Annotated in this window: 9 protein-coding genes and 1 pseudogene; 5 read left to right on the plus strand and 5 right to left on the minus strand. The window is 48.9% G+C overall.

Going from position 1 to position 13005, the window contains the following annotated elements:
• Positions 1–200 precede the first annotated feature (200 nt).
• Positions 201–3107: a DPP IV N-terminal domain-containing protein gene (locus R3B84_08905; GenBank protein MEZ6140675.1), complete on the plus strand. Its 2907-nt coding sequence runs from the start codon at positions 201–203 to the stop codon at positions 3105–3107.
• 13 nt (positions 3108–3120) lie between these two features.
• Here R3B84_08905 and R3B84_08910 read toward each other — a convergent pair whose 3' ends face one another.
• From R3B84_08910 to R3B84_08925, 4 genes and pseudogenes are all read right to left on the minus strand, one after another.
• The gene (locus R3B84_08910; protein ID MEZ6140676.1) at positions 3121–3939 is read right to left on the minus strand and encodes a hypothetical protein; all 819 of its coding nucleotides are present in this window, start codon (positions 3937–3939) and stop codon (positions 3121–3123) included.
• A gap of 5 nt (positions 3940–3944) precedes the next feature.
• Positions 3945–5246 carry an NAD(P)/FAD-dependent oxidoreductase gene (locus R3B84_08915; protein ID MEZ6140677.1) on the minus strand — a complete coding sequence of 434 codons (1302 nt, stop codon included), beginning with the start codon at positions 5244–5246 and terminating at the stop codon, positions 3945–3947.
• A 162-nt stretch (positions 5247–5408) separates the two neighbouring features.
• Positions 5409–6221: an L-lactate permease gene (locus R3B84_08920; protein MEZ6140678.1), complete on the minus strand. Its 813-nt coding sequence runs from the start codon at positions 6219–6221 to the stop codon at positions 5409–5411.
• Positions 6218–7234: pseudogene (locus R3B84_08925) on the minus strand (L-lactate permease). Before R3B84_08925 ends, R3B84_08920 begins: the two are co-directional and overlap by 4 nt.
• A 149-nt stretch (positions 7235–7383) precedes the next feature.
• On the opposite strand from R3B84_08925, the gene R3B84_08930 reads away from it, so the two are divergent.
• The 4 genes from R3B84_08930 to R3B84_08945 all read left to right on the plus strand — a co-directional run bounded on the left by R3B84_08930 (position 7384) and on the right by R3B84_08945 (position 11937).
• Positions 7384–8688 (plus strand): hypothetical protein, encoded by a 1305-nt coding sequence (locus R3B84_08930; GenBank protein MEZ6140679.1) that lies wholly within the window; start codon positions 7384–7386, stop codon positions 8686–8688.
• A 283-nt stretch (positions 8689–8971) separates the two neighbouring features.
• On the plus strand, positions 8972–9418 hold the full coding sequence (locus R3B84_08935; protein MEZ6140680.1) for a DUF1080 domain-containing protein: 447 nt from the start codon (positions 8972–8974) through the stop codon (positions 9416–9418).
• Positions 9419–9640: 222 nt separating this feature from the next.
• Positions 9641–10426, plus strand: a complete 786-nt coding sequence (locus R3B84_08940) for a DUF1080 domain-containing protein (protein ID MEZ6140681.1) — start codon at positions 9641–9643, stop codon at positions 10424–10426.
• Between the two features lie 266 nt (positions 10427–10692).
• A complete protein-coding gene (locus R3B84_08945) occupies positions 10693–11937 on the plus strand; it encodes a BBP7 family outer membrane beta-barrel protein (protein ID MEZ6140682.1) in 1245 nt (414 codons plus the stop codon).
• Between the two features lie 33 nt (positions 11938–11970).
• Here R3B84_08945 and R3B84_08950 read toward each other — a convergent pair whose 3' ends face one another.
• Positions 11971–12930: a pyridoxal-phosphate dependent enzyme gene (locus R3B84_08950; protein MEZ6140683.1), complete on the minus strand. Its 960-nt coding sequence runs from the start codon at positions 12928–12930 to the stop codon at positions 11971–11973.
• Positions 12931–13005 lie beyond the last annotated feature (75 nt).

The raw sequence follows: 13005 nt of genomic DNA on the forward strand, positions 1-13005 counted from the left end.
TTACTGCAAGTTGAAGAAAATATTCTAGTGAATATGAGAACATATTCACGTTTTATCGGAATGGATGACAGGCCAAGACAGACCAATCGATGTGCTGCAACCGTTGTCTTCTCCTATAAATTACCAATTAACCTGAAATCATGTTGGTGCCTGTCAACATACCAACGTTTAGATCACCCCACAAGGAAGCGAGAATGCTAGTGAAACCGATCATTTGGCCCATTTGCACCGTTTTATGCCTGTTAGGCCTACCAATTACGTGGGCAGTTGCAGAAGAAGCAGCCCCCAACGCCCTGTTGACCCTCGATCAGTTATTCAGCACACGGGAGTTTGAGGCGGAAGGTGCCCCACCAATGAAGTGGAGTGAAAAATCTGCGATTTACTACACGCTCGACAAAGCCGCACGTGGGACAGGTGTAGACCTGGTGAAGAACGATCCCGCAACAGGCAAGAAAGAGATACTCCTGCCTGCGGCTGCGTTCCAACCCGCGAAAGCAAAAAGCCCATTGCGGATTGAAGGGTTTGAATTTTCCGCGAATGAAGACAAATTACTGATCTACACAAATTCGAAAAAGGTCTGGCGACGAAACACCCGTGGGGATTACTGGGTATACGACCTGAAAGCAAAACAACTCAAGAAACTAGGTGGAAAAGCCTCACCTTCTTCGATGATGTTTGCGAAGTTTTCTCCCACGGGTAAAGAGGTGGCGTATGTTCAGGATCACAATATCTACGTGCAGAACCTGGATACGATGGCTTTCACTCAGGTAACGAAAGATGGGTCCAAAACACTCATCAACGGCACTTCCGACTGGGTAAATGAAGAAGAACTGAACCTTCGGGACTGTTTTCGCTGGAGTACTGATGGCAAACAGATCCTATTCTGGCAGTTTGATACAACAGGCGTCAGTGAATTCCACATGATCAACAATGTTGTCAGCAATACACCAAAGATTATCACATTTCCCTACCCTAAGGTGGGCAGCAAGAATTCAGCCTGTCGGCTGGGCATCATCCCAACGGCGGGGGGCGATGTCACCTGGGTAAAACTACCAGGGGACCCACGCGAGCACTATATTCCCCACGCAGAATGGCATCCAGACGGTAAAACGCTTTACGTGCAGCAGTTCAATCGTCTACAAACGGAATTGGGAGTCTTCCGCGTGAATCCCACCAATGGCGAAGTAGCCAAAATTGCCACCGAAACCGATGCTGCCTGGCTGGAAAACGACAATCCTTTCCGTTGGATCAACGATGGGAAAAGTATTCTCTGGTTAAGCGAGCGATCCGGCTGGCGGCACGCGTACAACATTCCATTGGATGGCTCTGATATAAAACCGATCACCAGTGGAAAATTCGACCTGTTGGATCTGGACAGCATTGACGAAAAAAATGGCGTACTGTACTATTCCGCCTCTCCCGAAAAAGCCACGCAAAAATATCTTTACCGAATTAAGTTCGATGGTAGTGGTACAGAACTGCTTTGCCCCAAAGATCAACGTGGCTGGCACCAGTATAACATTTCGCCCGACTCTCAGTGGGCGGTACACAATTTCTCCAATTTCACCACCCCACCGGTGATCGAACTGGTAGAACTGAAAACCCACAAAATCATCCGTAAGTTCACTGATAACAGCAAGTTAAAGCAAAAAATTGCTGCACTGCAGATGCCAAAGGTTGACTTCATTCAAGTTGATGTGGGCAGTGGCATTCAATGCGACAGTTGGATCATGCAACCTGCAAACGTCAAACCCACTGATCGTCTGCCACTATTGATGTATGTTTACGGCGAGCCCCACGGTCAGACAGTCCGGGACTCCTGGGCCGGTTCCCGTGGCATGTGGCATTGGCTGCTGGCCCAACAAGGTTTTGTGGTCGCCAGTGTTGATAATCGTGGTACCAATGTCCCACGTGGGCGGGAATGGCGAAAAGCAGTGCACAAACAAGTGGGTACTCTCGCTTCAAAGGAACAGGCGAATGCAGTGAAGACACTGTTGAAGCGTTACCCCCATATCGATCCAAAACGAGTGGGCAGTTGGGGCTGGAGTGGTGGTGGCAGCATGACGCTGAATGCTATCTTCCGATACCCAGAAATTTATCGCACTGCTGTGGCGATTGCACCCGTGGCGGATCAAAAACTGTACGACACCATCTACCAGGAACGGTACATGGGCCTGCCCACAGAAAACGCAGCAGGTTATCTGGAAGGGTCACCAATTACCCACGCCCACAAGTTGCGTGGTAATTTGCTGCTGATCCATGGTACCGGAGACGACAATTGCCACTATCAGGCTTCGGAAAGGTTACTGGAGCGATTAATCGAAACTGGCAAGTATTTCACTGTATTGCCTTACCCCAATCGTTCCCATTCGGTAAACGAAGGAAAAAATACCGTCCGGCATTTCTGGGGTACTGTCACACGGTACCTGATCGACCACTTGCAGGCACCCTACGCACCGGAACCGGAATCGGTGTACGAAGTTCGCAAGATTCGAGGGTGGACTGTTCACATTAATCGCCTGCTGCTGGCAACAGAACCCCGGCTCACTGCAAGAGCATTAGAATTAATGGAAAAGCAACTGGAAGAAATCATTCAGGTGGTGCCGAAAGATGCTGTCAAAAAACTGCAAACCGTGCCACTGTATTTCAATCCGCCGTACCCAGGGAAGCAAGCAGGTGCAGAATATCACCCAGGTGCCGATTGGCTGCGAAAAAATGGCCGCGATCCCATCATGGCAAAAGCGGTCGAGTTTTCGAATGTGCAGAACTTTGAAGCGGAAACCAATCGCATGAAGAATTTTGTTCTGCATGAGCTGGCCCATGCCTACCACGACCAGATGTTGCCGATGGGCTTCAAGAATCAGGAAGTTCAAGCAGCTTACATCCGGGCGAAAGAATCGGGCAGTTACGACAACGTCGAACGCCACTTTGGCAACGGCAAACCAAATACGAAAGAGAAAGCGTATGCGATGACCACACCCATGGAATATTTTGCGGAATCAACGGAAGCATATTTTTCCAAGAACGATTTCTTTCCGTTTAATCGCGAAGAGTTGAAAAAACACGACCCGGCCATGTTTGAATTACTGGGCAAACTGTGGAAGTAGGCACGTTATCCACTTATCGAGTCATCAACATCGTTGAAACAACCATCCCCACGTAGGCCAGGGTGGCGATGCTGGCGGCAACAAATGCGTAAGTCATTACCTTTTCTCGAGTTACGATGTTTTTCCGCATGACTGGTGGGGGTAGATCCCGAACCGGTTCTACCCCACCGTAAATCCAGTACAAGTCGGCCAGCAGTGCCAGAACGGTGACCGCAAAACGCTGGGCGATTGGATCTGCGTACAGCAACGATTCCAGAATAATCGTTTCATCGTTTGACAGTTGGCCGAAGACGCACCGCACCAGCAGATAAGTCAGTGCAGCGGGGTCATTTGGGGACACGGGTGCCTGATTTGATAATCGATCAGTTATATTCTCGTAGAGATATATAACAATACGAGCAATTTCAGTATAGATGGTGCGTTCTGCGAATGGTTCCTGTATACCAATTTCTTCCACCGATAATGTGCGGAAGAATATTCGTTCCAGCAAGACCCGGTCTGAACGAGAAAATTCTCTGGTCAATAATTCCACCAGGTGCTGTCGTGGGTTGGTTCGAGACACCTCGGCCTGAATTAATTGCTTAATCTGGGTAATTTGCAGCGACTGCGGCAGATGGGCTGTTCTGGCATTTTTCTTCAGGAAGTCGCCCACAATCGTGAGAATGCTTTCATGATCTTCCTCCCACGTGGCAGTACCGTACTGCGCCAACCACTCGATGGTATCGTGAAAAATTCCCGGATTACTGGTGCGATCCGGCTGGCAAATACGGCAAAATACGAAGATTTCGTTCTGAAAGCGGAGTATTTCCTGTCGTTGTTCCAGCAGATCCATCGGACTTATCCTGTCGTTGTCTTTGGCGGTAGATTGCCAATTTCTCCGGTTATCAAGCGAGCAGAACGGTTCCGGGTGAAGTAATTCCAGAACCACTGCCACATGACCAATACCCGATTTGAGAATTGAATTAAATAGAGAATGTGAATGAAAAGCCAGGCAAGCCAGGCAAGACGGCCCGACATGTAAATGAAACCGGCATCGGCAACTGCAGCATTGCGGCCAATGGTCGCCATCGAGCCTTTGTCCCAATAGCTGAAGTGCCGATCGTCCTGTTTTCCAGCCAGGCGGGTGGCAATTTTCCAACCCGCATATTTCCCCATTTGAATGGCGGCGGGTGCCACACCAGGCACCACCGTATCTTTCCAGTTCACCGCTGCCAGATCCCCAATCACAAAAACTTCCGAATGGTTGGGTAATGTCAAATCTGGATTGACAGGCACCCTGCCCCCACGTGCCAGCGAACCACCCGTGGCAGTCGTCAGGATTTTCCCCAGTGGGGAACCGATCACACCCGCTCCCCATGCAACAGTATTACATGGTATTACAAGGTGTTGTTGATTGTGCTCCAGCTTTACATGGTCAGTTTGGATATCCAGCACTTTGGCCGATGTCATTACCTGCACACCTATCCGGTGCAGTGCCTTAGCTGCTTTCCCTGATAATTTCTCCGGAAACATGCTCAGCACCCGTGGGCCAGCTTCTACCAGATAAACTGTCGCAGTCGTGGGATCAATATTGCGAAAATCGTTCCGCATCGTGTGGTGGGCTAATTCAGCGATCGAGCCAGCAAGTTCGACACCGGTCGGCCCACCTCCCACCACAACAAATGTTAAGAGTTTTTGTCTTTCAGAGAGATTATCCAATCTTTCAGCAGCCTCAAAGGAATGCAGAATTTTCGCACGTAAGCGTGTGGCATCTTCAACACTCTTCAGACCAGGTGCCACAGATTCCCACTGATTGTTGCCAAAATAATTGTTGACCGCACCCGCTGCTACAATCAGTGAATCATATGCCAGTGGGGCACCATCCATTATGACCTGTTTCGTTGAAAGGTCGATTTCCTGCACTTCGCCCAACAATACAGTGCAATTTTTCTGTTTTCGCAAAATTCCCCGCAGAGGTGCGGCGATGTTCGCAGGCGACAGCCCACCCGTGGCGACTTGATAGAGCAGCGGTTGAAACAGGTGAAAGTTACGTCGGTCAATCATCGTGATCCGTACGGGGGCTTTTCGTAGTGCCTGTGCGGCAGCAATACCAGCAAACCCACCACCTACAATCACAACGTGGTGCAATTGATCGCTCATTCAGTTTCCCAGATAACGGTACATGGGGATGTTTTATGTTTCTGCCCCACAATCCAAAATGAGATTTCAGAAAATGCCTGGTTGCAGCATTCTAAATGTAGCGAACCGCTAGATCGCCGGCCTTGTGTGAGATATTTGGGATGGTTCGGAGAATTCAAGGCGCTAAGGTAGCCATGTGGGTACCATTTTCGTGAATGGATAGACGTACGCCTGCACCATGGTCATCAGGCCGACCACTGCAGCCAGAAAGACACTATGTTTAATGACAGCTTTAAAGATGTCCGCCTCTCTGCCGATCTGGTTGGTGCCTGCGGTCGCCACGCAGATACTTTGGGCATCGATCATTTTGCCCATCACCCCACCAGTACTGTTGGCGGTACAGATCAAAATCTGCGATTGCTGCAGGGTCAGGTTTTTCATGGCCCCTGTATTGTGATTGTTCCAAACTTCAGTGGCGGTAATTTTCTGCAAACTGCCAAACAACGCGTTACTGCCAGCATCGGTGCCCGTTAAAAATACCCCCAGCCAGCCCAGCATCGCGGCAAAAAACGGATACAAAACGCCTGTTTCTGCAAAGGCAATCCCCAGTGTAGCATCCATTCCTGCATATTTAGTAACAAAACTCAGCCCCAACATAAAGGCAATGGTGGGAATGGGCACCTTCATCTGGATGACTGTGGTACGGAACGAACGATAAATCTGCTGTCTCGACATTCGCAGCACCAGCATCGATAGAATGGCCGACACGAATACTGGTGTTCCGGGTGCACTTGCCCAGGAAAAGACAAACTGTGCCGATTCCTTTTCTGGTTCGGTACGGTCTGGGCTCTGTAATCGTGCAGCCCGCTCAACTTCTTTATGCAGCGTGGGCACATCCTGCTTATAAACGGTTTTAATTGGGCCAACATAAACAGCACTACCCGCCCGGTCTTTGGTTTTTCCACTTCCCGCAACCAGCCACACAGTACCAGACATACTGACATCAGTGCAAACGGCATCCACGCCAGAATCACTGCCTTTCTGGTCAGTGGTTCGTTGTTTTCCTTCATTGCCTTGTCCAGTTGCATCTGGGCCTCTTCCTGAACAATTTCCCCTTCTTTCAAAGATTTGGGCGTGAGAGGTGGGGTATCAAAATGCCATTCGTTTTTTGGCTTCCAGAATTTCAGAAAAATAGCCAGCGTGATCATGGCGAATATCCCACCGCCGACATCGGTGATGTAAAAACCCACAATGCCTGTGTGCAGGTGAAGGGTGGCAAACAGATACTGGAAGATCGCAAATGATCCCCCTCCAACGAGTAACGCGGGGAAAACTTCCCACGTTTGCTTCCAGGTGCACATCAGTTTGACCATGTAAAACGGCACAATGCAGGACAGAAAGGGCAATTGGTGCCCCGCCATCACGCTGAGGTGTTCTGCAGGCAACCCCGTTACCGATGCAAGGGTGACGATAGGCGTGCCGAGGCCACCATAAGCCACGGGGGACGTATTGGCGATCAGACAGATGACTGCTGCCAGAAAAGGTGGGAAGCCCAGCCCCACTAGAATTGCCCCACAGACAGCCACTGGTGCACCAGAACCTGCCGCACCTTCCAGAAATGCACCGAACGCAAACCCGATCAGGCAGGATTGGATCCGACCGTCTTTTGACAGGCCGGAAATCGATCGCCGTACGTTGGTAAAGTGGCCCGTTTCAACAGTAATGTTGTAAAGCAACATCGCATTGAAGACAGTCCAGCCGATTGGCAGCAGCCCAAAGAATGCCCCATTGGCGAAAGACCATGTCGCCATGCTGATGGGCATTTTGTACACCAGCCAGGCCAGAATAATGGCCGTGACGGCACCCGCCGCACCTGCCCATGTGGCCAGCCATCGCCTGATGACCAATAAATAAAACAGCACCAACACTGGTAAGGCCGCGACAACCGTTGAGAGGAGGCGGTTATCCAGTGGATTGAGATTTTGCACGTACTCTACGGCAAGCAGCATAATAATTCTCGTTTCCACAGAAAGGGGCGATAGTACCCTCTTTAACTTTCGGTGGGAAGAAAAAAATGAAAACTAATGAAAAACTGTTGTCAAACGGCCCACTTTAGTCCCCCACAGCGGTAAAATTAGCTGAGAATCCTGGAAAGCTTATGATGCATCGACAATTTACTACGCTTGCACTTATTGCGTTTACCGTGGGCAGCTTCGCCGAGGAACCAGAGAAGCTGATATTACAGGACAAGACCGCACCTGGGGCGGAATTTCGGGTTTATGCCACATCATCTATCAGTGGGGAAATTACCCCACCTGCGGAACCTGGCAAGCAAGCAGCCAAAATTCTCATTTCTGGGAAAAGTCAATCGGAATATGCGGAACGGATTCTGAAACCCACCGATGATCTGGTGGGGTATCAATCATTAAGAGTTTATGAGAAGCTTCGTGTTGGCCGCACATCGGGTGATCGGAAAGATCAATTGGAACTTCGCCCCACCGTGAAGCGGATTGTACTGCTGAAACGCGGGAACAGTAAAGTTCCTTTTTCGCCAGATGCCCCACTGTTGTGGGGCGAAATCGACCTGATTCGCACTGAAATTATCCTTTCTCAACTGAATGGCATTCTGCCCAAAGAAGCAATTTCCCCCACAGAACAGTGGGAGGCACAGCAATCTGCGATCCACGAATTAACCGATTTCGACACCATTGATGGTGGGAAACTGGTTTGCAAACTGGAAAAACGGGAAAATATCGGCCCAAGGGATCTTTGCCACATTTCGTTTGTTGGCAAAATAGATGGAGTGAATGAAGACGGCCCCGCCTCGCAGGAACTGGTGGGGAAACTGATTTTCGACAAATCCAGCGGGTACATCACTTATCTGACTCTGAAAGGGGTACACAGCCTCAAAGACGAAAAAGGGCAAAATGTGGGCAAAATTGAAGGCTCGTTTGAACTGACACGCATCCCACTGCAAGGTCAGGTAGAAGTTGCTGACAGTGTGGTGAAAAAACTGAACACGACACCAGACGATACCAATACACTGCTGCTGCACCAGGAGCCATCGCTCAAACTGTCTTTTGACTATTCAAGACGCTGGCGGATCAGCAGAACCACCACGCAGCAGATTACCATCGATGGACCAGCAGGTGCGGGCATTCTGGTAACCGTTTCCAGCAGACAAAACACCCTCAGCGTGGCAGATTTTCGCAAAGAAGCTTTGCAGGATCTGCAAAAACGGGAGGCAACTATTCACTCCTCTACCGGACCTGAATTGCTGGAAAATGGCAAAGCCTGGTTTGCCCACGTGGCAACGATTGGAAAATCGACTGTTACCATGGTCTATGTGGTGTGTATTTCCGACGATCGTGGGGTAACTTTGGCCGCACGATTGCCTGGGAAAACCAGCACGGAGCTTGTCGAGGATGTGAAAAATATCGCCAAAAGCCTAAAAATGAAATAAATCTCATTTCCCTAGTCTAATCTGTACACCAAATTTGCGATATTTTTCGACCACGTGGGAAAATTGTCCTATGCTTCAGCAACAATTTTGTGCTGGAGGAGCAGATGCGCGCTGCAATCGTTGTCGTAGGAATTGGTTTTGTCGTTTCACTGATTCATCAGCCAAGTGCGTTGTCCCAATCTGGCACCGTGAAGACAGAACCACTTTTTGAAGTGGGTATGAAATCCTGGATCAGCCTGGGTGGTAAATCGAAGAGCACCTGGCGTTACAACAACGCGGGCACATTGAACAGCGGCAAAAACCTGACACCCTGGTGCTGCCAAAATCGTTTGGCGATGGCACATTGGAATTGGAATACCGATTCATTGCATCCAAAGAAAAAGATGCCAAATATCAGGCAAAGATTCTTGTAAGGCAAGTGGAAGGTCGCGGCCCCCACATTTTTCTGGGTAACGACGATGCCAAAATAGCCACCTCGGTGACGGGTAGTTGCGAAAAAGATATCGAATTTGCTGCTGTGTTGGAATCGGACATCAAAGTGGAAAAAGTGGGTGACTGGAACAAGCTGACGATCACCTGTAAAGGTAGCTCCATTACGACGCACCTGAATGGGAAACTGGCATACATCCAGGAATTGGAACAGATCGCTCCTAATGGTGCGTTATGTTTACAATCGTTTGGTTCGGAAATCGAGTTCCGCGACCTGAAATGGACCCCACTTGGTAAGTAGTTTGCTAAATAGCTATATAACTAGCTAATTATACAATCGCACACATTCTAAAGATCAAACAACAATTGACCGTTCCACGTGGAACATTTTTGATATTCAAACAAACATCATATAGTGAAGTAGTTTCCAGAGGATCGGCGGGGATTACACTTTTCAGTCTGCAGATGCCACCGATCGAATTTGATAAAACAAACTCAACAACACCTTATTGAGGTTAATTCGATGCGATTCTCTCCATATCTCCTTGTTGCAGCGTGCTTTACGTTGTCGTTGTCAACTACAACTCGTGCGGAAGAACCTACTGCCAAGTGGGTATCGTTGTTTGATGGTAAGTCGCTGGCCGGCTGGACACCCAAAATTAAAGGATACGATTTCGGCGAAGATCCCAACCAGACCTTCCGCGTGGCCGATGGTGCCATTCAGGTGAATTACGACAAATACAAAGACTTCGGTGGGCAATTCGGCCACCTGTTCTACAAGGACAAATTCTCCCACTATCGGCTGAAAATTGAATATCGATTCATCAAAGATCAGTGCCCAGGTGGACCAGGCTGGGCCACCCGCAACAGCGGGGTGATGCTGCACTGTCAGGATCCCAAAACCATGCGAAAGGATCAGGATTTCCCCGTTTCGATTGAAGCCCAGTTTCTTGGTGGGCTTGGTAAAGGGAAACGCACCACCTGTTCGGTGTGCACCCCTGGCACCAACATTGTGATGAAAAACAAACTGACCACGCAGCACTGTATCGTTTCCACTTCCAAAACCTACGATGGTGACCAGTGGGTCACTGTAGAGATTGAAGTCAATGGCTCCGGTGTAGTGAAACATATCATCGATGGCGAATCGGTGATGGAATACGAACAGCCACAACTGGATGAACGCGATGCAGATGGCAAAAAACTAATTGTGGATGGTAAAAAACTGATTTCAGAAGGCTACATTTCACTGCAGGCCGAAAGCCACCCCTGCGAATTCCGCAAGGTGGAAATCATGATTCTGAAGAAGTGAGTTTCGCAAAGTGGCAGCGCATACTGCCGCTGAATTACCATGGACACCAGTTGGAAGCAGGTGCCACCATACACATCAGAGTTTGCGGGCGATTGATTCTACGCCCTACCCATGCTGCATTTTGAACAAAATATCTCCTTTCTGACCCAATCAACGTGTTTTACTTTTTCAGATGAATTACCTCAAGGAAATGGTGAAAACAGCCGATTCGTTAAATTAGGCAAATTACACAATCAACACAAAACGTGTAAAAAGGGTACATTAACATGAACTTGCGATGGAATGCAGTCTATGTCTTTGCTTTGTTCATGACTACAGGCGTTGCTGTAGCACAAGATAACACATGGAGACCGATTGAATCCATACCAAGCCTGAATCAGAAAGTTGAAGAAGTGCCACTCCTGACAGAAGAATGGATGGAATGCCCACCTCAACTTCATAATGAAAACTTCTGGATCAGGGGAGAAGCAGTCGCTTTTATGTTTCTACCCACGAAGATTCTTGGTTTGGCTGGATCGAGTGAATCCAACACCAATTCAGAACAATTGCTGACCAAAGCAAAATCCCTGTTTTCACTGTACGATCCGATAGGTAGTAATCGCAGCGGTTACAAAATATCTGGCGGCTGGTGGGCAGATCAAGAAAAAACAGTTGGCTTGGAATTCAGCTATACTCGCTTGGACGTTGGCGCAAATACACTGATCTTCAATCCTAATAATGGCTCCATTCCGCTCGAATTTTCGCGATTGATCAGTGTTCCCGTAACGATAGGGCGATTCAGTCGAATTTTTTATGTTCCAATTACGATTAAAGGTGCCTTCACAGCAAATTCGGAATTTACAATTGTTGAAAGAAACCATCAGGACTTTCAAGCGATGGGCAGGATGCTGATTTATGAAACCGAAGATTCACGAATGGATGCGTTATTCGGTTATCGAAGAATCACTCATGATGACCAGTTTCAGATCAGGTCAACTGTTTCAACGATCTTTGACAGATTCATTCCTGGCACAGAATTAAGATCCACTGATGATGTAGCTACCCAGAACACCTATGATGGCGCCATCCTGGGTATCAACTGGGAGAGGCATTTTGGCCCATGGCGAATTGATTTCAGACCAAAGGTATCTGTGCTGTACTGGCAACGATCGGTCACTCGAGACGGATCAACCACAGCAACGTTTACAGATGGATTCCGATTATTCTCTCGAGAAGGAACCTATACGTTAAACAGTGAAATTGGCACTACGCAAAAATCAAGTTGGACTGTTGTCCCGGAAATCGACTTCCAGATTTCCAGATCGTTTGGGGAAAACATCCGAGTTTTTGCCGGACTATCTGGTGCGTATTTTCCTGAAATGGCAATGTCCATTAATCAATTATCTTTGGGAATCAGTCCGGACAGAGTAGCGCCTGGGGAAACAGCAGATGCACCTTCTGCCATCACGAATCCTGTAAGCAAACCGATACTGCTATCAACGGCTTCATTGGGCATCGAGTTCCGTTACTAATGCAAGTTCACCATTGACCAATAAGCCAGATTCTTAAAAATAATCAACAGCCACATTCCCACCGCACAAGATCACCCCTACGTGGGCGAGGTTGTCCAGTTTCTGAAAAGCTTCTGCTCTTACTGCGGCCAGGCCAACTGCAGAGCTGGGCTCCACAATGATCTTCATCCGCTCCCAGATCAAACGCATATTTTGCAGAATTTCTTCTTCAGATACTGTCAGAATCTGCTGGACACCCTGTTGAATAATAGGGAAAGTAATTTCGCCAATGTTCACCAGCAAGCCATCAGCAACGGAAGTGGCACCGGTGGTGTTGGCACATCGATCACCTGCCGCAATCGAACGTGCGGCATCATTCACATTGAGGGGCTCGGCACCAAAAACCTGAATCTTGGGCGATACCGCTTTCGCCGCAATAATTCCGCCGGAAAGCAGCCCCCCGCCACCAACGGGTATCACTACCGCATCCAGGTGGGGCACTTCCTGCAGTAATTCCAGAGTGGCGGTACCCTGCCCCGCAATAATGTGGGGATGATCAAACGGTGGGATCAGCACTGCACCTGTTTTCTTTGCCAGTTCATTACATACTTTCACCCGAGCTTCCACGTTGGGTTCGCATTCGGTGATCTGCCCACCATACTGCTGGACCGCCGCCTTTTTTACTGCAGGTGCGTTGTTGGGCATGACGATGTAACTGGTAATACCCAGTAGCTGGGCTGCTTTCGCAAGTGCCTGGGCATGGTTCCCCGACGAGTGGGTAACCACTCCTGCACGTTGCTGCTCTGGCGACAGTTGTAGCAGAGCATTCATCGCCCCACGGAACTTGAAAGAGCCAGTTTTCTGAAAATTTTCACATTTGAAGTACAGCGTGCGACCGCACAACTGATCGAATGTGGTGGAACGCAGCACCGGCGTTCGTTCGATCCAAGGTGCTAATCGCTGGCTGGCGGCTTCAACATTGGAAAACTGCACACTTTGGGTGGTTTGCATCATGATTGGTCTCTCCCAGTGGATGTTGTATCGCGCGAAAGCACGAATACTGGGGTTGTTCAATCCCCAAGATTGGGG

The sequence above is a fragment of the Zavarzinella sp. genome, assembly GCA_041399155.1.
Classification (GTDB): domain Bacteria; phylum Planctomycetota; class Planctomycetia; order Gemmatales; family Gemmataceae; genus JAWKTI01.